General features: G+C 37.2%; 21 protein-coding genes and 1 other annotated feature. Of the genes, 14 read left to right on the top strand and 7 right to left on the bottom strand.

From position 1 onward, the window contains the following. On the top strand, positions 1-1,449 hold the full coding sequence (gene ftsY, locus PCY08_RS07960; protein ID WP_301560001.1) for a signal recognition particle-docking protein FtsY: 1,449 nt from the start codon (positions 1-3) through the stop codon (positions 1,447-1,449). A gap of 39 nt (positions 1,450-1,488) precedes the next feature. Here the strand turns inward: ftsY and zwf are convergent, their stop codons facing one another. The 5 genes from zwf to PCY08_RS07935 form a co-directional block, all read right to left on the bottom strand. Continuing rightward, positions 1,489-2,976 carry a glucose-6-phosphate dehydrogenase gene (zwf, locus tag PCY08_RS07955; protein WP_301560000.1) on the bottom strand — a complete coding sequence of 496 codons (1,488 nt, stop codon included), beginning with the start codon at positions 2,974-2,976 and terminating at the stop codon, positions 1,489-1,491. A 585-nt stretch (positions 2,977-3,561) separates the two neighbouring features. After that, positions 3,562-4,302 (bottom strand): amino acid ABC transporter ATP-binding protein, encoded by a 741-nt coding sequence (locus tag PCY08_RS07950; protein ID WP_001096308.1) that lies wholly within the window; start codon positions 4,300-4,302, stop codon positions 3,562-3,564. After that, the gene (locus tag PCY08_RS07945) at positions 4,302-6,476 is read right to left on the bottom strand and encodes an ABC transporter substrate-binding protein/permease (protein WP_301559999.1); all 2,175 of its coding nucleotides are present in this window, start codon (positions 6,474-6,476) and stop codon (positions 4,302-4,304) included. The genes PCY08_RS07950 and PCY08_RS07945 overlap by 1 nt, the downstream gene beginning before the upstream one ends. A 167-nt stretch (positions 6,477-6,643) precedes the next feature. Beyond that, positions 6,644-7,717 (bottom strand): sensor histidine kinase KdpD, encoded by a 1,074-nt coding sequence (locus PCY08_RS07940; RefSeq protein ID WP_301559998.1) that lies wholly within the window; start codon positions 7,715-7,717, stop codon positions 6,644-6,646. Continuing rightward, positions 7,702-8,373: a response regulator transcription factor gene (locus tag PCY08_RS07935; protein ID WP_301559997.1), complete on the bottom strand. Its 672-nt coding sequence runs from the start codon at positions 8,371-8,373 to the stop codon at positions 7,702-7,704. The genes PCY08_RS07940 and PCY08_RS07935 overlap by 16 nt, the downstream gene beginning before the upstream one ends. A 169-nt stretch (positions 8,374-8,542) precedes the next feature. Here PCY08_RS07935 and PCY08_RS07930 point away from each other — a divergent pair, with 169 nt between their 5' ends. The 8 genes from PCY08_RS07930 to PCY08_RS07895 all read left to right on the top strand — a co-directional run bounded on the left by PCY08_RS07930 (position 8,543) and on the right by PCY08_RS07895 (position 16,322). Continuing rightward, entirely contained in the window at positions 8,543-9,253 is a 711-nt protein-coding gene (locus PCY08_RS07930; RefSeq protein ID WP_301559996.1) for an ABC transporter ATP-binding protein, read from the top strand. 1 nt (position 9,254) lies between these two features. Further along, positions 9,255-10,088: a hypothetical protein gene (locus PCY08_RS07925; protein ID WP_301559995.1), complete on the top strand. Its 834-nt coding sequence runs from the start codon at positions 9,255-9,257 to the stop codon at positions 10,086-10,088. Further along, positions 10,048-10,737, top strand: a complete 690-nt coding sequence (locus PCY08_RS07920; protein ID WP_301559994.1) for a hypothetical protein — start codon at positions 10,048-10,050, stop codon at positions 10,735-10,737. Before PCY08_RS07925 ends, PCY08_RS07920 begins: the two co-directional genes overlap by 41 nt. 291 nt (positions 10,738-11,028) lie before the next feature. Beyond that, positions 11,029-13,017 (top strand): excinuclease ABC subunit UvrB, encoded by a 1,989-nt coding sequence (uvrB, locus tag PCY08_RS07915; RefSeq protein WP_301559993.1) that lies wholly within the window; start codon positions 11,029-11,031, stop codon positions 13,015-13,017. A gap of 18 nt (positions 13,018-13,035) precedes the next feature. Next, the gene (locus PCY08_RS07910) at positions 13,036-14,850 is read left to right on the top strand and encodes a DUF2971 domain-containing protein (RefSeq protein ID WP_301559992.1); all 1,815 of its coding nucleotides are present in this window, start codon (positions 13,036-13,038) and stop codon (positions 14,848-14,850) included. A gap of 47 nt (positions 14,851-14,897) precedes the next feature. Continuing rightward, positions 14,898-15,398, top strand: a complete 501-nt coding sequence (locus PCY08_RS07905; protein WP_301559991.1) for a hypothetical protein — start codon at positions 14,898-14,900, stop codon at positions 15,396-15,398. 2 nt (positions 15,399-15,400) lie between these two features. Beyond that, positions 15,401-15,832, top strand: coding sequence for a hypothetical protein (locus tag PCY08_RS07900; protein ID WP_301559990.1), 432 nt, complete (start codon positions 15,401-15,403; stop codon positions 15,830-15,832). Between the two features lie 22 nt (positions 15,833-15,854). Beyond that, positions 15,855-16,322, top strand: a complete 468-nt coding sequence (locus PCY08_RS07895; protein WP_301559989.1) for an 8-oxo-dGTP diphosphatase — start codon at positions 15,855-15,857, stop codon at positions 16,320-16,322. On the opposite strand, the gene PCY08_RS07890 is transcribed toward PCY08_RS07895, so the two are convergent. Both PCY08_RS07890 and PCY08_RS07885 read right to left on the bottom strand, forming a co-directional pair. After that, positions 16,319-16,834 (bottom strand): transcription repressor NadR, encoded by a 516-nt coding sequence (locus PCY08_RS07890; RefSeq protein WP_075228334.1) that lies wholly within the window; start codon positions 16,832-16,834, stop codon positions 16,319-16,321. The two genes, PCY08_RS07895 and PCY08_RS07890, sit on opposite strands and share 4 nt — an antisense overlap. Before the next feature lie 18 nt (positions 16,835-16,852). Continuing rightward, positions 16,853-17,380 (bottom strand): ECF transporter S component, encoded by a 528-nt coding sequence (locus PCY08_RS07885; RefSeq protein WP_001095969.1) that lies wholly within the window; start codon positions 17,378-17,380, stop codon positions 16,853-16,855. A 176-nt stretch (positions 17,381-17,556) separates the two neighbouring features. Further along, positions 17,557-17,692, top strand: a sequence feature (ribosomal protein L10 leader region). Positions 17,693-17,730: 38 nt separating this feature from the next. Here PCY08_RS07885 and rplJ point away from each other — a divergent pair. From rplJ to PCY08_RS07860, 5 genes are all read left to right on the top strand, one after another. Further along, positions 17,731-18,231 (top strand): 50S ribosomal protein L10, encoded by a 501-nt coding sequence (gene rplJ / locus PCY08_RS07880; protein WP_001287269.1) that lies wholly within the window; start codon positions 17,731-17,733, stop codon positions 18,229-18,231. Positions 18,232-18,304: 73 nt separating this feature from the next. Then, positions 18,305-18,670: a 50S ribosomal protein L7/L12 gene (gene rplL / locus PCY08_RS07875; protein ID WP_001196968.1), complete on the top strand. Its 366-nt coding sequence runs from the start codon at positions 18,305-18,307 to the stop codon at positions 18,668-18,670. A 404-nt stretch (positions 18,671-19,074) separates the two neighbouring features. Further along, a complete protein-coding gene (glyQ, locus tag PCY08_RS07870) occupies positions 19,075-19,989 on the top strand; it encodes a glycine--tRNA ligase subunit alpha (protein ID WP_000038761.1) in 915 nt (304 codons plus the stop codon). Between the two features lie 285 nt (positions 19,990-20,274). Then, complete coding sequence (gene glyS / locus PCY08_RS07865) at positions 20,275-22,311, top strand: glycine--tRNA ligase subunit beta (RefSeq protein ID WP_301559988.1); 2,037 nt, start codon at positions 20,275-20,277, stop codon at positions 22,309-22,311. 29 nt (positions 22,312-22,340) lie between these two features. After that, positions 22,341-22,598, top strand: a complete 258-nt coding sequence (locus tag PCY08_RS07860; RefSeq protein WP_000187071.1) for a DUF896 family protein — start codon at positions 22,341-22,343, stop codon at positions 22,596-22,598. Positions 22,599-22,796 lie beyond the last annotated feature (198 nt).

Here is a 22,796-nt window from a genome sequence, read left to right as displayed (position 1 = left end):
ATGGGATTATTTGACCGTTTATTTGGTAGAAAAGAAGAACCAAAAATAGAAGAAGTTGTTAAAGAAGCTTTGGAAAACTTGGATCTGACAGAACCTGGCGACGAAGTTGAAGCACTTGGAACTGAAGAAGTTGAAGTGAAAAATACTGAAGAAATCGACCAAAGTTCAGAATTTGAGGAAACTTATTCTAAAGAAGCTAGTGAGTCGGAAGAACCAGTAGCAGAAACTACTACAGAAACAGTTGAACCAAAAGCGACTCCTCAGGAAGAAGAGACTCAGTTTGAAGAGGAAACTGAATGCCATTGTTGTCAGGAAGAGTCAACAAAAGTTGAAGAAACTGAAGAAAGAGTTCAAGATGTAGCAGAGTTTGTTGCAGAAAAATCTGAGTCACCAGTCGAAGAAGTACCTTCAAGTGATAGTGGCGAGGAAGAATCTGATCAAGTTCAACCAGACGAAACGGAAGCAGACACTTCTGAAGAAGTGGAAGAAGATCTAGTAAGCGAAGAAATTCCTCAAGTCCAAGAGACTGTACAGGAAAAATATGACCGTAGTCTCAAGAAAACTCGTACGGGATTTGGTGCTCGTTTGAATGCCTTCTTTGCTAACTTCCGTTCTGTTGATGAAGAATTCTTTGAAGAACTAGAAGAACTCTTAATCATGAGTGACGTTGGTGTACAGGTAGCTTCAAACTTAACAGAAGAGCTACGTTACGAAGCTAAACTTGAAAATGCCAAGAAACCAGATGCCCTTCGTCGTGTTATTATCGAAAAATTGGTGGAGTTGTATGAGAAGGATGGCAACTACAACGAAAGTATTAATTTCCAAGATGGTTTGACAGTTATGCTTTTTGTAGGTGTTAATGGTGTAGGGAAAACAACTTCAATCGGTAAATTAGCACATCGCTACAAGCAAGCAGGCAAGAAGGTCATGCTGGTTGCTGCGGATACCTTCCGTGCTGGTGCGGTTGCCCAGCTAGCTGAATGGGGTCGTCGTGTAGATGTTCCTGTAGTTACTGGACCTGAAAAAGCAGATCCTGCCAGTGTGGTCTTTGATGGAATGGAACGCGCAGTAGCAGAAGATGTTGATATTCTCATGATTGATACAGCTGGCCGTTTACAAAACAAGGAAAACTTGATGGCAGAGTTGGAAAAAATTGGTCGTATCATTAAACGTGTCGTGCCAGAAGCTCCGCATGAAACCTTCCTAGCTCTGGATGCCTCAACAGGTCAAAATGCTCTTGTACAAGCCAAAGAGTTTTCAAAAATTACGCCTGTTACAGGAATTGTCTTAACCAAAATTGATGGAACTGCCCGAGGTGGTGTCGTTCTGGCTATCCGTGAAGAACTCAATATTCCTGTTAAGTTGATTGGTTTTGGTGAAAAGATTGATGATATCGGTGAGTTTAACTCTGAAAACTTTATGAAGGGCCTTCTAGAAGGTTTGATATAAAAGAAAATCCTGCAAGAATTCTTGCAGGATTGTTTTTGATTATTCTAAACGACCATCTTTACGATAGGCGATATCTGGTTGCCAGGTCCACTCAGCTCCGTATTTTTCAAGTAAATCAAAGCTAGCTTGAGGTCCCATGCTACCAGCCTTATAGTCATGGAGTTGAGCACCGTTTTCAGCCCAAAGCTTTTCAATACGGTCAATTAATTTCCATGAGGCACTCACTTCATCCCAGTGGCTAAAGTTAGTTGAATTATTGTTCAAAACATCATAGATGAGTTTTTCATATGGATCTGGCGAAGCACCTGTTGCAGTTGCATCTGTTCGATAGTCAAGAGAATTTGGCGCAAGGCTAAACTCTTCACCGACCTTTTTACCGTTAAGACTGAGAGAGAATCCTTCAGTTGGTTGGATATAGATGGTAAGCACGTTTGGTGCTAGAGGCTCTCCGAAAATGGAATCCATTTGCTTGAAGACAATGTTCACGTGTGTTCCTTTTTCAGTGAGGCGTTTCCCTGTACGGAAGAAGAAAGGTACATCACGGAAGCGATCAGTATTTACAAAGAAGGCACCTGAAGCAAAGGTTTCTGTCATAGATTCAGGGTTGACATTTGGTTCGCTACGGTAAGAGATGTATTTCATGCCATCGACTTTACCAGAACGATATTGACCACGGATGAATTGTTCTTTGAGTTCCTCATCTGTAGGGTGGTAAAGATTTTTAAAGACTTTGATTTTCTCTGCACGAATGTCATCCTTTGTAAAGCTTGCTGGCTTGTCCATGGCGAGGAGTGACAGAAGCTGAAGTGTGTGGTTTTGAACCATGTCTCGAAGGGCACCAGATTCATCATAGTAGCCACCACGTTCTTCAACACCTAGACGCTCTGCAAAGGTAATCTGTACGTTATCGATGTGCTCACGATTCCAAACATTTTCAAAAATCATATTGGCAAAGCGAATAGCAAAAATACTTTGAATCATTTCTTTACCGAGATAGTGGTCGATACGATAGATTTGCTCTTCGTTAAAAGTAGCTAGGAGTTCTTCGTTTAGTTTGCTTGCAGTCTCATAGTCTGTTCCAAAAGGTTTCTCAACAATCAAACGTTCAAAGCCTTTACCGTCAACAATCTGCTCTGATTTGAGGTGTTTAGCAATGGTACCAAAGAACTGAGGTGCCATTGAGAGGAAGAAGAGTTTGTTGTGCTCAGTCTGATATTTTTCGTTTAATTCAGCTTGAAGCTTGCGTAATTCGATGTAGTGCTCAGTATCATTAACATCGTGACTTTGATAGTAAAAATGACTCGCAAATGCTTGAGCTTCTTCCACACTATCTGCCAAGTCTAAAATAGATTCGACAACGACAGATTCGAAATACTCCTTACTCCAAGGTCTGCGAGCAGTTCCAATAACAGCAAAATGATCAGAAAGATTACCTGATTTATAAAGTCTAAAAAGTGAAGGGTAGAGCTTACGTTTGGCCAAATCCCCACTTGCACCGAAAATTGTAACAATAACTTTTGATGACATCTAGCTACCTAATTTCTATTTTGTTTCCTAGTTAAACTAGGCATGAGGAGTCCCCATTTTTCATATCCTTTATTTTATCATAATTTTCTAAAAAATCCAAAAATCCAATACGTCTATATTAAGAGTCTGGGCATAAACTTAATTTCATACTCTTCGAAAATCTCTTCAAACCACGTCAGCGTCGCCTTACCGTATATATGTTACTGACTTCGTCAGTTCTATTTACAACCTCAAAACAGTGTTTTGAGCTGACTTCATCAGTTCCATCTACAACCTTAAAACAGTGTTTTGAGCTGACTTCATCAGTTCTATCTACAACCTCAAAGCAGTGCTTTGAGCTGACTTCATCAATTCTATCTACAACCTCAAAGCAGTGCTTTGAGCTGACTTCATCAATTCTATCTACAACCTCAAAGCAGTGCTTTGAGCAACCTGCGGTAGCTTCCTAGTTTGCTCTTTGATTTTCATTGAGTATTAGGAGAAACCGAAGTAAATCTTTCCACAATAAAACGCATAATATCAAGTTTTTATACCTGATACAATGCGTTTTTTTGATTATAAAGACTTTTAGCCCTGCCTCTTCTTCTAGGCGTTTAGAACCTTGTCTAAAAATTCTTTAAGACGAGGATGTTGTGGGTTATCAAAGATTTGGTCAGGTGTACCGTCCTCAAGGAATTCACCGTCTGCGGTAAAAATCACACGATTGGCAACCTTGCGGGCGAATCCCATTTCGTGGGTTACGATGATCATAGTCATACCTTGTTCAGCCAATTCCTTCATAACGTTAAGAACGTCACCGACCATCTCAGGGTCAAGGGCAGAAGTTGGTTCGTCAAAGAGCATGATATCAGGGTTCATGGCTAGACCACGAGCGATAGCCACACGCTGTTTTTGACCACCTGATAGGCTTTCAGGATTTGCATTAGCCTTATCAGCGAGTCCAACTTTTTCAAGAAGTTCCATTCCCAATTTTTCAGCTTCGGCCTTAGTCATCAACTTATGCTCTACTGGAGCGAAAGTGATATTTTCCAATACCGTCATGTGTGGGAAAAGATTGAAGTGCTGGAACACCATTCCGATATTTTCACGAACGTGGTCCACGTTGGTTGCTTTATCCGTCAAATCATAGCCATTAACTGTGATATGACCTTTTGTACCTTCCTCAAGGAGATTCAAGCTACGCAAGAAAGTTGATTTACCTGAACCAGAAGGTCCAATGATACAAACAACATCTCCTTCATAGAATTTTGCTGAGATTCCTTTAAGGACTTTGTTTTTACCATATTGTTTATGTAAATTATCGACATCGATTTTTAATTTAGCCATTATTGAATCCTCTTTTCTAAGCGTTTTGCAAGTCTAGTAAGAAGAGTGATAATCACAAGATAGAAGACTGCGAGAATTGCATACATTTTGAAACTTTGGTAGTTACGAGCAATGATAATCTTACCAGTCTGGAAGAGCTCAACCAAACCGATTGCAGATACAATAGTTGTATCTTTCAAAGCGATGACAAATTGGTTGACGAAGTTTGGAAGCATAAGTTTTGTTGCTTGTGGCAAGACAATTTTACGCATGGTTTTACTGTAAGAGATACCAAGGCTTCGACTAGCTTCCATTTGTCCGATAGGAACAGCCTTAATACCACCACGAACAATTTCAGCGATATAAGCGGCTGAGTTTAGGGAGAGGGCGATTGTACCAGCGACAAAGTCATTGATTGGACTCTGTTGGCCTGTAAGAGATTCAATAAAGTTAGGAACTCCCCAGAAGATAAAGGCAGCAAGAATCATCAATGGAATACCACGAATCACATCGACAAAGATTTCTGAAATAAGACGAAGTGATTTATAAGGACTAACGCTAAACATACCAAAGATAATCCCGATAACAATCGCAATTGCAAAGGAAATCAAAGCTAGAGAAAGGGTAATTCCAAGTCCACTTAGGAGTTGTTTGTAGTTGTTTTTCAACAAGCCCAAGATAGTAGTTTCGTCAACAGTTGATGATTCACTTGTTGAATCAGTTGCAAGGTATTTATCAAGAATCTTTTGGAACTCACCGCTTGCTTTAAGATTTGCAAGACCGTTGTTGAACATTTCAATCAATTCAGGATTGCTTCCCTTTTTAACTGCAAAAGCAGTTTCACCGATTGGAGTACCTTCGATTGGTGTTTTTAATTTTTGCCCTTGGCTAATAGAGTATTTAAGAACTGGTTCGTCATCCATCACAGCGTCAATTGAACCAGTGTTCAAGCTGTCATACATAGATGAACCGTCTGCAAAGGTTTTAATTTTATAACCATATTTGCTTTGATTTTCAGTTAGGAAGGTTTGAGAAGCAGTACCGTTTTTAACACCAACGGTTTTACCCTTCAAATCTTCATAAGAAGAAATGGTACTTGATTCCTTAACTCCAAGAATAGTATTAGCTGTATAGTAAGAATCAGAGAAATCAAAGGTTTCTTTACGAGCGTCTGTAACAGACATACCAGCAATCATACCATCAGCTTGACCAGATTGAACCGCGTTAATAGCAGCGTCAAAACCTGGGTTGGTGATTTCAATTTCAAAACCTTGGTCTTCGGCAATAGCCTTGATCAAGTCCATATCAATACCAGTGTACTGGTTGCTTGAGTTTTGGAAAACGAATGGTGCAAATGAAGAATCACTTGCGATAACGTATTTTGATTTGACTGGAGTAGCTTTTTGACCTGCACTTGTAGTTGAAGTGAGAGAAGTCACTTGTGAACTAGTTTTAGAGGAACTTGTCCATTTCTTGATAATTTTGTCCAAGCTACCATCTTTTTTCATCTGAGCTAAAGCTTCGTTAAATTCTGTAACTAGGTATTCGTATTTGCTACCTTTTTTAACTCCAAAAGCAAAGCTTCCAACGGCTTCTCCGTCCATGTTGATACTGAGATCTTGCCCTTGGTTAATAGCGTACTCGATGACTGGTTTGTCATCCATGATGGCATTTACAGCACCAGTACTTAAACTATTATTCATCAAATCACCAGTATCAAAGGTTTTGATAGTGAATCCATATTTATCTTTGATGCTTTCTAGGAAACGTTGTGCGGCAGTACCGTTTTTAACACCTACAGTTTTACCACTGAGTTCTTCATACTTAGTGATTTTGTTAGACTTAGTCGTTGCGATGACAACTTTTGTATCATAGTATGTATCAGACATGGTAAAGACGTTTTCACGTTCTTTGGTTTTTGTCATACCAGCCATGATCGCATCTGCTTGCCCTGCTTGGACCGCATTGACAGCAGCATCAAAGCCTGGATAAGACATTTGGATATTCCATCCTTTTATCTCAGCGACTTTATTGATGATGTCGACATCAATTCCTTTATAAGTCTGGTCTGTATCTTTAAACTCAAAGGGTGCATAAGCGGTATCACTAACAATCTTGATAGTGTCCGCATTAACATAGCCTAAAGAGAATAAGGGAAATAAAAATAATAAAAATGCAAGGATTTTTTTCTTCATGTTTAGTCTCCTTTTTAGAATATTTACCCATTATAGCAGAAAATAAAAAAGTTGGCAAATATTTAGTGTTTTTATGTAAGAAGATATGACATAAGGTTCTTATGATACTGATTTTTTGATCTAAAAAGGAAGAAAAGCCGAACACATGTTGATGAGTTCGGCTTGTTCTATATAATGGGAATGATTAGATTGACTTGTGCACCATGATTACTATTTTCTAAGTGCATAGTTCCATTATGAAGTTTCATGACGCGCTTGACGAAAGATAAACCAAGTCCATAGTGACTTTCTTGAGAGGGGGTTCTTGCTTGGTCATCTTTATAGAAAAGATTTCCAGCATTTTGTAATATGTTTTTTGAAAAACTAGATTGGTTATTCCATATAGTTAGAACTAATTGACTATTTTCTTGTGAAATTGTTAGGTGGATTTGTGCATCATTCTCTTTTTGATGTTGTATGGCATTATTAATAATATTTGTGATTGCTCGGAAAAATAGATTGGAATGAATTGCAATTTGTGTTGATGGATTTACTGTGTTTGTAAAAACAAAGTGTGTATTTCTAGGAAGTAAAGGTGTGATATGTTCCTTTAACTGATGAGTTACTTGTTTAATTGATATGTTTTCAAGTTGAATATCATGGTCATAAAAAGTTTTGGAGTATTGGATGAAGTGGTCGAAATACTCATTTAACTGAATACTTGCTTGCTCCAGATCTTTTAGACATTCCATTACTTGGGGTGTTTGTTTGGTAGATTGTAGGAATTCAGCATTTCCTCTGATGACAGTTAGAGGAGTTCGAAGATCATGTGCAGCGCTAGATACTTGAAACATGAGTTCTTTTTTTTGTTCTTTTTCATTTTCAATCCTATTTTTTATATCAGATTGCATTTTTTCGATCAAATCATTTGTTTCAATAAATTCTTTAATCTGAAAATGCTGATGATCATTTTTGTTGAAATATAGACCACTATGATAAACCATGTTCATTTCTTTTTGAATCTTGGTTAATAATTGTCGAATATTTGTTACAATGATAAGAATTAAAATGATGCAAAGATAAATCCAAGAACTGACGCTAAAAAATAAAGCAAAGAGATTGGCATTTTTCTCATTGATTCCAGATACAGAAGATAGAAGAGCAGGAACTATGTAAAAAAGTAAAAGACATAAAAGAAATTGCCGAATGATTTTAAGGTAGGTATGCTGAATGAGTTGTTTGATTGTCATTTCTTTTGCCATTTGTATCCTCCTCCCCAAACCGTTTTGATAGGATCAATTTGATGAACCTTAAATTTTTGTCTGATTTGATAGATGTATTCGGTAATTGAACGTAGCTGTACATCAGAGCTTACAGGATAGAGGTAATCGTAAAGTTCCTCTGCGCTAAATATTCGGTTCTCATTTTGAGCTAAAAGATAAAGTAAATCAAATTCTCGCTTAGTTAGAGAAATGCTTTTTGATTGATAATAAACTTCTTGACTATCTCGATAAAAAGTTATATTTGAAATCAATTCTTCTTTAGAGGTTTGGCACAATCTTTCCTCTCTCCGAAGATGCATTTGAATTCTTGCAATCAATTCCTTAATGCTAAATGGTTTTGTGATGTAGTCATCTGCTCCAGCTTGTATCCCCTTTAGTAAATCTTCTTCAAAATCTTTAGCGGTTAGAAACAGGATTGGAGTCGTAATTTGTGAACGAATGGAGCGACAAATCTCTAAACCAGAAATAGGCATCATGACGTCAAGTAAAATCAGATCGAACCCAGTAAAGTCACAAATATCGATCTCTTCTATATTTGACCGAGTTTCTACGTTAAAGTTGTTTGCTTCTAATGCATTTCCAATTAATCGTAAGATTTTTTCATCATCGTCAATTGCTAAAATTTTATACTTCATAATCCCTCCAATTACTTGTGTATATTATAGCAAACATAGAAAGTAATTTGTTAGAAATGAAAAAATAATTATAAAAATGTTTATTCTGATTTTTTCCTGATATTCTCCTGATATACTTGCTCCAAGTGAAGGTGAAATTTCACAAAAAGTCAGAAGGGAAAAAGAATGAATGATAACAATTCAAAATCTACATAAGGAATATAATAATAAAATTGTCTTGCAAAATGTAACTTTCAAAGCTAAGAAAGGTGAGGTAACTGGATTGATTGGACCAAATGGTTCTGGGAAATCGACTTTAATCAGAATTTTACTTGGTTTAGAAAATAGTCAGACGGGAATGGCATTGATCAATGGAAAAAAATACTCTCAATTGGGAGATAATCCTTTTTGTGTTGTTGGATCATTCCTCGATAGTTGCCAACCTTACCCAACAAGAACAGGATTCCAGCATCTTAGGTGGATTGGCTTGGCTTGTGGTGTTGACAGAAATAGGTGCAACGAATGTTTAGACTTGGTGGGGTTAAGTGAAGCTAAAAATAAAAAAGTAAAAGACTATTCATTAGGAATGAAGCAACGTCTTGGTTTAGCAACAGCCTTATTAGCAAATCCTGACATTTTAATTTTAGATGAGCCAATCAATGGACTAGATCCTGAAGGAATACGCTGGGTACGTAATTTTTTACAATCTTTTGTCAGTGAAGGTAAAACTGTCTTAATGACAAGTCATTATATGAGTGAGTTAGAATTAACTGTAGATCATTTGGTCGGTATTTCTAATGGGAAGATTGTTATTGATGGTCCTACCAAAGACATTTTGAAACAGTTTGGATCTTTTGAGGAAGCATATTTTAAGGCGCTCGAAGGGAAAGAAGGTGAATAATATGTTGAAGCGTTCCTATTTTAGTGACCTTTATAAATATAGTAGTTTACCTACTTTTAAATTTACTTTTTTTCTTATTTTGGGAGTCAGCATATTTTTTACAATTCAAAATATCCAGGTGATAAATGCCTTAGTAGAAGGAAATGGCCAAGCAGTTAACCTTGATCCGTCTATGTTATCATCGAATCCAGTCTATACAGTCAGGGATGCTCTCTTATCTTCACCCTACCAAGCAAGTGTTATTTTCTTGCCAATCTTGGTTTCACTTGTTTATTCAACCCATTACCAATTTGGAGATGATTATTTTAGCCAATTATTGATTCCTAGCTGGAAAGTTCGTCTTACTGGTTTTATTGCTAGTTCGATAGTCTTATCACTACTTTCTACTGTAATATTTTCGATAGTAAATGCTGTTGTTTTACTCACTTTTCTAGATTCAACTTTAAAAAACTATTTAGAATTCACATTGTTTGTAGATGTTACGGCAAGAGTTGTGATATTTGCAATCGTCCTCACTTTATTAGCTATATTTTTAGTAAGAGTCACAAAAAAATCAATTTCTTCATTAATTGCAATCGTTTTATTATTAGTAATCACTTTATCAGGTGTTCTAAGAGGCCTTTCTTCTAACATAGAGAATCTATTACCTTTGATTGGAGCAAAGGCCTTTGCTTTTGGCCGAGTTGAAGGAACTCAAACGAGTCAATTGTATGGATTTGCTCTTTTAGTAGTGGAAGGAGTCGTATTCTTAGCATTGATAATTGTTGTAGAAAAAATTCGAATGAGGAGGAAGAATGGCAAGAATATTTATCAGTCTTATCGTCAAAAAATATAGCTTAAAACCCGTAAAGTACCAGATAGCTATACAGTTGCTTCTGATAGGTTTTGTGTGCCTACTAAGTGTGTTACCAGTTGCAATCAATGGTAGAATTGTAGAATTATCTTTAAAGCAAGCTCTTGTTTTTGCATCAATGCTCTCTGTTGCTATAGGGTGTGTTAATGCATTTGTAGACTTACAATCACACGAAACAAAACTAGTTTATTTGGTTAGTGGAAAAAGGACCTTAAGTTCAATGAGTATCCTGTTCGTAGAGTTATGTGATGTAGTACTACAATCAACTTTATATTTCATTGTACTGCATATATGGTTCCATTTTTTAAGTAGCGAAAATGGTGTCGGTTTAGAAATTTTCAGTTTCTATTTGATTGGCTCCATCCAATACTTTTTAGTTTCTTATTTTTTAAGTTATTTTTTTAAAAGTCCAATGAGTAGTTTAGCAATTTTGCTGCTATTTCCTATTTTGTTACAACCTTTCATAGAAAGAGTAGCGGAACCATTGACTAGTTATCTATTTTATAATATTATTACGGATACAATACTAGGGAGAACATCCTACTTGCAACTATGTGTTTATGCTATGGAATTGGTGTTTTCACTTGGAGCAACTCTTTGCCTTTTGATAAGGAATCAAGAAGTTAAGTAGTCTCATAAAAATGATGCTGATGAACAAGCTTTGTTACTTCTGTAAGTCATTGACGTTGATGTTTATTACGTATTGCATTGTTTCAAATAAAAGACAAGACTTTCGAAGTAATATCGAGAGTCTTGTTTAGTCTTCACTTCTAATATGAGTCTATTTAATTATATTGTCATTTAAACATGTACTGATTTACGGGATTATTTTGTTACATCTTGTATTTCCCTTTTATTCCCCAACTCAGAGAATTCTGGTGATTTATGGTAAAATAAGGTCTATATATGTGAGGACCAAGAGATGATAAATAGAATTACAGACAACAAATTTAAACTTGTATCCAAATACCAACCATCTGGGGATCAACCGCAGGCTATTGAGCAGTTGGTAGATAACATCGAGGGTGGTGAAAAAGCTCAAATCTTGATGGGGGCGACTGGTACAGGGAAAACCTATACCATGAGCCAGGTTATTGCCCAGGTCAATAAACCGACCCTGGTCATCGCCCACAATAAAACCCTAGCAGGTCAGCTCTATGGGGAGTTCAAGGAATTTTTCCCAGAGAATGCTGTTGAGTATTTCGTTTCTTACTATGATTACTACCAGCCAGAAGCTTATGTGCCCTCTAGCGATACCTATATCGAAAAAGATAGTTCGGTCAATGACGAGATTGATAAACTACGTCACTCCGCTACATCAGCTCTCTTGGAGCGTAATGATGTCATCGTTGTCGCATCTGTTTCTTGTATCTATGGGTTGGGTTCTCCTAAGGAATATGCTGATAGCGTAGTGAGTCTGCGCCCAGGTCTTGAAATTTCTCGTGACAAACTTTTGAATGACTTAGTTGACATTCAGTTTGAACGCAACGACATCGATTTCCAGCGGGGAAGATTCCGTGTACGTGGCGATGTGGTGGAGATTTTTCCAGCTTCACGTGATGAGCATGCCTTTCGTGTTGAGTTCTTCGGAGATGAGATTGATCGCATCCGGGAGGTTGAAGCTTTAACTGGTCAAGTCCTCGGTGAAGTGGACCATTTGGCGATTTTCCCAGCCACTCACTTTGTGACCAATGACGACCATATGGAAGTAGCCATTGCTAAGATTCAGGCTGAGTTGGAGGAGCAGTTAGCTATCTTTGAAAAAGAAGGCAAACTCCTCGAAGCGCAACGCTTGAAACAACGGACAGAGTACGATATCGAGATGCTACGTGAGATGGGTTATACCAATGGTGTCGAAAACTACTCACGTCACATGGATGGACGAAGCGAAGGAGAGCCTCCTTATACACTTCTTGATTTCTTCCCAGATGATTTCCTGATTATGATTGACGAGAGTCATATGACTATGGGACAAATCAAAGGAATGTATAATGGTGACCGTTCACGTAAGGAAATGTTGGTTAACTATGGGTTCCGTTTGCCGTCTGCTTTGGACAACCGTCCCCTTCGTCGTGAAGAGTTTGAAAGTCATGTCCACCAGATTGTCTACGTTTCAGCGACACCTGGTGATTACGAGATGGAACAAACTGACACCGTGATTGAACAAATCATCCGTCCAACAGGTCTTTTGGATCCTGAGGTAGAAGTGCGTCCAACCATGGGACAGATTGATGACCTCTTGGGGGAAATCAATGCTCGTGTTGAAAAGAACGAGCGTACCTTTATTACAACCTTGACCAAGAAAATGGCAGAAGACTTGACAGACTACTTCAAGGAAATGGGGATCAAGGTCAAGTACATGCACTCGGATATCAAGACTTTAGAGCGGACAGAGATTATCCGAGATTTACGATTAGGAGTTTTTGATGTCTTAGTCGGGATTAACCTCCTTCGTGAAGGGATTGACGTACCTGAAGTAAGTTTGGTTGCCATTCTTGATGCTGATAAGGAAGGCTTTCTCCGTAACGAACGTGGTCTTATCCAAACCATCGGTCGTGCAGCCCGTAATAGTGAAGGGCATGTCATCATGTATGCTGATACTATGACTCAGTCTATGCAAAAAGCCATCGATGAAACAGCTCGTCGTCGTAAGATTCAGATGGCCTATAATGAAGAACACGGCATCGTCCCACAAACTATTAAGAAGGAAATCCGTGACCTTATCTCTGTCACAAAAACTGTGGCTAAAGAAGAGGACAAGGAAGTTGATATCAATAGCCTCAATAAACAAGAACGCAAAGAACTAGTCAAGAAACTGGAAAAACAAATGCAAGAAGCCGTCGAAGTGCTTGATTTCGAGTTAGCTGCTCAAATCCGTGACATGATGTTGGAAGTCAAGGCTTTGGAGTAATGAAAGGATAAAAAAGAAATGGATATATTAGATGATTATAAAAATGGTGCTTACTATTTGGAATTAGAAACTGCAATACGGTCTTTAGATAATTTAGATAGTAAAGTAGAAAATATTAAGAATATAACTGAAGCTTTTTTACGATTTTCTCCAAAAGAAAAATGGGTAAAATTAGAAACAACTTTATATATACTATTAGAATTTAGTAACCTTGTCGATAAAACAATTTTTAAGAATATTTTATTGGATGCAGAATCATTAATTAAAGAAAATGATGAAGCGTTTATTTCTGATGATATTCTATATAATTACTTTCGGTCTTTGAACAACTATTTGGAAAAGAATTTAGGAGTGGAAGATTGCCAAGATTTTTTCAGTGAGAATGGTATATTTTTTACAGTTATTAATCGTATTAAAAATCAAGACTTAAATGGCATCGATGAATTTGTTTGTTATAGCATTCTTAATATAATGCTGACAATTTTTGTAAGAGGTGAAGATTTTGAAAGACTAAAAGAAAAAATAAAACAAGATTTAGTATCTGTTTGTGATATAATTCTTTTAAATTTTCCATTCGGTACCATCGCTTTTCAATATTTTCATCTTGATAATATCGTAAAGTTTTTTAAATCGGAACATTTAGATATAATTAATCAGTTTTATAAAAATAATCCTGATCATTATACTGTAAGATTCTATTTGATGTGGTTAGAGATTAAACATACAGATATTATTAAAGAATCTATAGAAACACTTAAAACTATTTTGAGGTATGAAGACTCAGATATTAGGAAGAGTACAATTTATAATTTATTGGAGAAAGCAGATGAAATAAATGATGAAGATGTAGTAACTTTACAAGATGTTCATGAAGATGTTTTGGAAGAATTTGCAAATACTCTTATTGATAAAATTCGCTCTCGCTTAAGAATCAAAGCTCGAGATCTTGAGAATAGTGAAGAATATGGTCATTATACTAAAATTGAAACTTTAACGAACCACTTAATTAAAACGATAAAATCTGGTGATTCAAGTGAACCTGCGTATTTGAGATTAACAAATTCCAAACAATTAAATGATCCTATGGAAGGAAGAGCCCTCTATGACTATTTGGAAATAGAAAATTCCTCGGACTGCTATCAGAGTTCCAATGTCTTCCTATCTTCGATGACAACTATATCAGATAGTCTTCCCATGTGGAAAGAATATGCAGAAGAATCTAAAGGAGCATTTCTACAGTACGATAAAAAGTATTTACAACAGATTATTGAGCATGACTCCTTAGAGTTTGTGAGAATATTCTATTTAAACAGTACAAGGGAAGATGATTCTGATATTTTACATAAACTTAATGACTTAAAAGAGCTCATTCAAGAATTAAAGGCTAGAAATACTGAAGAAAGTATGAAGGTACAGTCAAATATCTTTAAAAATTTAGCGAAAATATCCTATCTTTTTAAGGTATCTGATTATGAATACGAGAGTGAGTATCGTATTCTAATCAACTTTGATGATTCAGAAATTGAAGAACGACTAAATCCAAAACTCAAAACTGAAGATAAAATCGAACTTGAAGAACTCAAAGTTTTATCGGGTGGTATTGGACTTAGTGAAAATGAGGAATCTGGTTATGATGATTTTAGGAAATATATTCACCTAGAATCCAAAGAGGAAGGAAGATATGCTTTATTTGTATACATCAATCTGGCTCCTTTAAAATATTCGAAGGTTATCCTAGGTCCAAAGGTTACGGATGCAGACTATATTGCTCCTTATCTCAAACTTGCAAATCCTGATATAGAGATAGAAAGTTCGAAAATCCCTTATCGTTAATTAAAATTTTTTATGAAAGACGAGTGATTCTACTCTTTGGTATGACAATGAAAGAGAGTAAAATAAAAACATGTAGAAAAAAAGATTTATCCAGTTTAGAAAAGCTTAATTCTTGGCTAGATTCTCATAAATTTTTAGGATTCTTCTTGATCCTCGGTCTTATCCTAGCAATAGGACTAAGTTTGAATCTAATTTTTGAAAGTCTTCCTATTCCGTCGCCATACAGAGATATCAACTATAGTTTTCCAATATATATAAATCTTTTTTGTCTAGTGTATCGATTATTTGACTATTGGTTCCTAGACTTGACTAGAACAAGAATGACGATAAAAAGATATGCAGATTTATTTATCTATCTCAATAGTATCGGTTTGATAGTTCATTTCTTTATTGGGATTGGCGGGAAAAATAGTAAAGGAATTTTGCCTTCTCTCTTATCCCTAGATCATCGCTACATCTGGTTTCCTATTGCAACTTATCTGATCTTTTTCAGTTTGGCATCTATTATAACTCTAGCGATGAAATATATTGAAAAGAAAAGGAGTTAATTATGAGAAAACATCTAACTGTATTTAGGTTTATTTATCTTTTGTGCCTGGTATTTGTACTGATTCATTTTATCTTAGGGCTTTTTGGTTTAGCCTTTACACCAATCTTGTGGAATCTCTGGTTCTTTGGTCTTTGCTTGACCTTATTTATCCATCCGTGGACTATCTTTTATAAATCTAGAATCTTTCAATGGCATCATCTGATTTTTCAGACTCTCAGCGGTTTCATTGCTCTCTTGATCTGGTTCATGACATTTTTCTTCTTTTCCATGGTTCCAGATTCATCTATGCCTATCAATATAGACTATCAGGTTAATAGTAAAGATAAGGAAATTAGAATTATTAGAGGATCCTTGCTCCATGAAATTCATGAATATCATGACTTGATTAATCCTTTGATTATGAAGTCTAAAGTTAAGTATGTGGAAAATTAAACATTAGAAAGTGAGTCTATGTATGTCTCGAGCACAATTAACCATTCTAACTAATATTTGCCTGATTGAAGACCTCGAAAATCAGCGCGTGGTTATGCAGTATCGATCGCCTGAAACCAATCGCTGGTCTGGCTATGCCTTTCCAGGAGGTCATGTTGAAAATGGAGAAGCATTCGCTGAATCTGTTATTCGTGAGATATACGAGGAAACAGGTCTGACTATTCGAAATCCTCAACTGGTCGGTATAAAAAATTGGCCTTTAGATTCGGGTGAACGCTATATTGTCTTTTGTTATAAAGCGACTGAGTTCACCGGTACTCTCCAATCATCTGAAGAAGGAGAAGTGTCCTGGGTGCAAAAAGACCAGATTCCCAACTTGGATCTGGCCTATGATATGTTACCCTTGATGGAGATGATGGAAGCTCCTGATAAATCAGAATTTTTTTACCGTCACCGTACAGAAGATGGATGGGAAAAGAAAACCTTCTAATCCTTTACTAAATAACCTAACTTATCCAAGGCCTTCTCGATATAGAGGAGGTCTTGTTCATTTTCAGCTTCGACTAGGTGATAATGGACGCCATCTGTTAATTCAGAAAGTGGTCTAAAGTCAGACCTTTCGACTTGCTCTAAAAAATGCTGAACGTCCCGGCGACAAGAGAGTTTGAGCAAGGTTTCAATTTCTCCGTAGACAGGATGATCAATCAAGGTATTCTGAACACGTCCCCCATTATCGACGATAGCTAGAAGTTCTTGACCTATTTCTTCCATTTCGTGCTTGACTTTAAATAGTTTGTGAACATAAGGATTGGTTTTATTTTCTTTATAAATATAGCCACGATTGGTTGATAAGATCGGAGCACCATCAGCACGTAAAACAGCAATGTCCTGAACGATAATCTGACGGGTTACATGAAAACGATCTGCTAAAGTTTGACCATTTAGAGGTTTTTGGGACTCCTTTAACAGTTGTAAAAGTGCTTCTTTTCGATTTTTTGTCATGTTCTTCTCTTTTAACGCTTAACGGCGTTTTCTCAATGCTTTATAAACAGCCAAGGCTAAGTAATAGTCTACCATACTATGGATAATAGTACCAAATCCAACTAATACAAACAAGACATAGAACATATTTTTTAAGTCAGTTCCAGTACTAGCATAAAAGATCATACAAGCCAAAACTTCAGCAATAGCATGAACCAAACCAAGTACAAAGTTAAAAATCAATGAAGATTTCTTATTGTCCAAGGTTTGAGGATGTTTTTGAAGATAGAAAGCACCTAGACTTCCAAAGAATATGTGGGAAAAGGCGCGAAGTACAATGACAATCGGATACCCAGCCATGAGAAATCCTAAACTAGAAGCTATAATAACAAAGATAGCCATCCATGGCGAGAGAAACATAGCAATAAAAATAGCAACGTGACTTCCTAGAGTGTAGGAAGCGGGAGGAATGACAATTTTAAAGGGCATCACCAAAGGAATCAAAATAGCGATAGCTGTTAGCAATGCGGTCAAGGTCATGAATTGTGTTTTCTTTTGTGTATTCATAATAACTCCTTTTTATGTATATACAGTTGTATAGTACAATAAAAAATCAAACAAGTCAAGAAGCAAAATTGATTTTTGATGAGATTATCTTGAAATAAGGTTAAAAAATAAATAAAAATTTAAAAAAAAATAAGCAAAAACTCTTGCACTAATCAAAATAGTATGTTATACTTAATAACGGTTTGAAAAAACTGCCTAAGACAGTAGGGGAGCTCGACTCATAAATATCCTACCGAGGACAAAACGTATCATGTAAAAAGAAGCGTATTGTACTTTCGTGTCTAGGTTTGGGCGCGTTTTTCTTTTGGAAAAATTCCCCAAGCAAAATAATTACGGAGGTGAACACACTAATGAGTGAAGCAATTATTGCTAAAAAAGCGGAACTAGTTGACGTAGTAGCTGAAAAAATGAAAGCTGCTGCATCAATCGTCGTTGTAGACGCTCGTGGTTTGACAGTTGAACAAGATACAGTTCTTCGTCGTGAGCTTCGTGGAAGCGAAGTTGAGTATAAAGTTATTAAAAACTCAATCTTACGTCGTGCAGCTGAAAAAGCTGGCCTTGCAGAACTTGCATCTGTATTTGTTGGACCATCTGCTGTAGCATTTTCTAACGAAGATGTTATCGCTCCAGCGAAAATCTTGAACGACTTTGCTAAAAACGCTGACGCACTTGAAATCAAAGGTGGTGCAATCGAAGGCGCTGTCGCATCAAAAGAAGAAATCGTTGCTCTTGCAACTCTTCCAAACCGCGAAGGACTTCTTTCTATGCTCCTTTCTGTACTTCAAGCGCCAGTGCGCAACGTTGCTCTTGCAGTCAAAGCGGTTGCAGACAACAAAGAAGACGCAGCTTAATCTTAAGCTACGCAGCGTAGCCTAGCTACAAAAATATAAACATAAAATATAAACTTATTTGGAGGAAATAACAATGGCATTGAACATTGAAAACATTATTGCTGAAATTAAAGAAGCTTCAATCCTTGAATTGAACGACCTTGTAAAAGCTATCGAAGAAGAATTTGGTGTAACTGCAGCTGCTCCTGTAGCTGTAGCTGCTGCTGGTGGTGCTGAAGAAGCTGCTAAAGATTCATTTGACGTTGAATTGACAGCTGCAGGCGACAAGAAAGTCGGCGTTATCAAAGTTGTACGTGAAATCACAGGTCTTGGTCTTAAAGAAGCTAAAGAACTTGTTGATGGTGCACCAGGTGTCATCAAAGAAGGCGTTGCAGCTGCAGAAGCTGAAGAAATCAAAGCTAAATTGGAAGAAGCTGGAGCTTCAGTTACTCTTAAATAATAGAGCAACTACATTCGTAGCTTAAAAATATGATTAAACCGCTATTCTTAGGAGTAGCGGTTTTTCTTTTTGTTCTAAAAGGGGCATAAATGGGGCAGTTAAATTAATTTGGCTGAGAAATATATAGGATTAGTGATAAAATAATTTTACTTTTTCATTCCTTTTTGTTATAATAGACGACAAGAAAGAATATCTTATCAGTAAATCCCAAGCGAGCCTGTGGTAGTGAGAGTCAGGTGATTGAGAGATGAGTGTGGCGCTTTTGGTAAATTTTAAAAAATAATGAAGTAATAAATTAGGGTGGAACCGCGTTTCTGACGCCCCTAGGTCACTTGACTTAGGAGCAAAGACACGGTTCTTTTTGTATTCTAGGTCGCAAGAAATTATAGAAAAAGGAGTAAAACATGTCTAAAAAATTGACATTCCAAGAAATTATTTTGACTTTGCAACAATACTGGAATGACCAGGGTTGTATGCTCATGCAGGCTTATGATAATGAAAAAGGTGCGGGAACCATGAGCCCATACACTTTCCTTCGTGCTATTGGTCCTGAGCCATGGAATGCAGCTTATGTAGAGCCATCACGTCGTCCAGCAGACGGTCGTTACGGGGAAAATCCAAACCGTCTTTACCAACACCATCAATTCCAAGTGGTCATGAAACCATCACCTTCAAACATCCAAGAGCTCTACCTTGAGTCATTGGAAAAATTGGGTATCAATCCTTTGGAACACGATATTCGTTTCGTTGAAGATAACTGGGAAAACCCATCAACTGGTTCAGCTGGTCTTGGATGGGAAGTGTGGCTTGATGGTATGGAAATCACTCAGTTCACTTACTTCCAACAAGTCGGTGGTTTGGCAACTGGACCTGTTACCGCTGAAGTTACTTATGGTTTAGAGCGTTTAGCTTCTTACATCCAAGAAGTAGATTCTGTTTACGATATTGAGTGGGCTCCAGGCGTTAAATATGGAGAAATCTTCCTTCAACCAGAATACGAGCATTCAAAATACAGCTTTGAAGTTTCTGACCAAGATATGCTTCTTGAAAACTTTGAAAAGTTTGAAAAAGAAGCAGGACGTGCTTTGGAATTGGGCCTAGTTCACCCTGCCTATGACTACGTTTTGAAATGTTCACACACTTTCAACTTGCTTGATGCTCGTGGAGCAGTATCCGTAACAGAACGTGCTGGTTATATCGCTCGTATTCGTAACTTAGCCCGTGTAGTAGCTAAAACATTCGTAGCTGAACGCAAGAAACTTGGTTACCCACTTCTTGACGAAGCTACACGCGCTCAACTCCTAGCAGAAGAGGAATAATAAAAAGAGTTACAAGAATAGAAAAAGGGCGAACAAAGTGAGCCCGTATGGCACTCAGAGGCAAGTCGAAGACTTGCTAAAGGGGTAGGCACCGCCGTACTGCTATCTGGGGATTTTTGAAACTTTGGGTTCAAAAATCAGTTGCCTAAATCCACTTTGATGAGACTGTTGGAAATCTTTGTCAAGAAGACAGAAGATTTCCCCACAGACTCACAAAGTTAGTTAGCAACGTTCCCAGTACCTAAGGTGCCTATCAAAAAGAAGAAATTTTGTAAAGGAAAAAACATGGCAAAAAATTTATTAGTAGAACTAGGACTCGAAGAGTTACCAGCCTACGTTGTCACACCAAGTGAAAAACAACTAGGTGAAAAAATGGCAGCCTTTTTGGATAATAACCGCCTTTCATACGAAGGAATTCAAACTTTTTCAACTCCACGTCGTTTGGCTGTTCGCGTACTTGGCTTGGCAGACCAACAAACGGATTTGACTGAAGATTTTAAAGGACCTTCTAAAAAAATTGCTTTGGATGCAGAAGGAAATTTCTCTAAAGCAGCGCAAGGGTTTGTCCGTGGTAAAGGCTTGACTGTAGATGATATCGAATTCCGTGAAATTAAGGGTGAAGAATATGTCTACGTAACTAAGCATGAGGCTGGAAAACCAGCTGAGGAAGTTTTGACTGGAATTCCAGAAGTATTGGCTAGCTTAAGCTTCCCAGTAAGTATGCACTGGGCAAACAATACCTTTGAATATATCCGTCCAGTCCATACGTTGACAGTTCTTTTGGATGATGTGGCACTCGATATGGATTTCTTAGATATTCATTCAGGAAGAGTTAGCCGTGGACATCGTTTCCTTGGTCACGAAGTAGAAATTCAGCATGCTGACAGCTATGAAGAAGACCTGCGCAAAGTTTATGTTATTGCAGATAGCATTGAACGCGAAAATATGATTCGTGAGCAAATTAAGGCTATCGAAGCTGCAGAAGGTGTTCAGGTACAAATTGATGAAGGACTCTTGAATGAAGTTCTGAATTTGGTTGAATACCCAACTGCCTTTATGGGGAATTTTGATCCTAAATACCTAGAGGTTCCAGAAGAAGTCTTGGTCACTTCAATGGAAACTCACCAACGCTACTTTGTAGTACGTGACCTTGACGGAAATCTAAAACCAAACTTTATTTCTGTTCGTAACGGAAATGCAGAGTATTTGGATAATGTCATCCGAGGAAATGAGAAAGTCTTAGTTGCGCGCCTTGAAGATGGTGAATTTTTCTGGCGTGAAGACCAAAAACTCAAGATTGAAGATCTTGTAGCTAAATTATCACACGTAACTTTCCACGAAAAGATTGGTTCACTTCGTGAGCACATGATTCGTACTGGGCAAATTGCTATTCTTTTGGCTGAAAAAGCAGGTTTATCAGTTGATGAAACTGTTGACCTTGCTCGTGCTGCAGCTATTTATAAGTTTGACCTCTTGACTGGTATGGTTGGTGAATTTGATGAGCTTCAAGGGATCATGGGTGAGAAATATGCTCTTCTCGCTGGTGAGAATGCAGCAGTAGCACAAGCTATTCGTGAACACTACCTTCCAGATTCTGCAGATGGTGCTCTTCCTGAGTCTAAAGTCGGAGCTATCCTTGCACTAGCTGATAAATTGGATACTCTCTTATCTTTCTTCTCTGTTGGCTTGATTCCATCTGGTTCAAATGACCCTTATGCTCTTCGTCGTGCAACACAAGGGATTGTCCGTATCTTGGAAGACTTCGGCTGGAATATTCCAATGGACGAATTGATTGCTAGCCTTTATGCTTTATCATTTGATAGCCTAACTTACGATAATCAAGAAGAAGTGCTTAACTTCATCAAAGCTCGTGTTGATAAGATGATGGGTTCTACTGCAAAAGATATTAAAGAGGCTGTTCTTGCAAGTTCAAACTTTGTTGTTTCTGATATGATTGAAGCAGCAGAAGCACTGAAAGAAGCATCTCTAAATAGTGACTACAAACCAGCTGTTGAATCCTTATCTCGTGCCTTTAACCTAGCGGAAAAAGCAGAAGGTTCAGTCAAAGTTGATACTAGTCTCTTTGAAAATGAACAGGAAAAAGAACTAGCTCAAGCAGTAGAAAATCTAGAATTGAAAGGTTCAGCTAGTGATAAATTAACGCAGTTATTTGCTCTTAGTCCTGTTATTGATGCATTCTTTGACAATACAATGGTTATGGCAGAGGATGTTGATGTTAAGAATAATCGCCTAGCTATTCTAACTGAACTTGTGAATAAAGCAAAAACTGTCGCTGCTTTTAATCTTCTTAATACAAAATAAAAATTTAAAAGTAGATTGGAGGTCCAAATATGACACCCGAAAAAATTGCTCGTATTAATGAGCTTGCGAAAAAGAAAAAAACTGAAGGCTTGACTGCAGAAGAAAAAGTAGAACAAGCTAAACTTCGTGAGGAATATATCGAAGGATATCGTCGTTCAGTTCGTCATCACATTGAAGGGATCAAAATCGTAGATGAAGATGGAAATGATGTGACTCCTGAAAAACTTCGTCAGGTACAACGTGAAAAAGGCTTGCATGGTCGTAGTCTTGACGATCCAAATTCATAATTTTGAGATATAGAAAACTCGGTTAGGGAAATCTAACCGAGTTTTTGTTTTAAAAAAAAAGGAACCTAGAGCAATGTCATTAAGTTAAGAAATTCAAATACAATTCTGTATTTGGGTTTCTTTTTTTATGTGCTAAACTGATAGTTAAGGAGGTACTTCCTATGATAAAACAGATAAAAGCCCACTTGAATAAGAGTA

The sequence above is a fragment of the Streptococcus sp. SO4 genome (assembly GCF_030440055.1).
Taxonomy (GTDB): Bacteria; Bacillota; Bacilli; order Lactobacillales; family Streptococcaceae; genus Streptococcus; species Streptococcus nidrosiense.
This window is presented reverse-complemented; position numbering and strand designations above follow the sequence as displayed.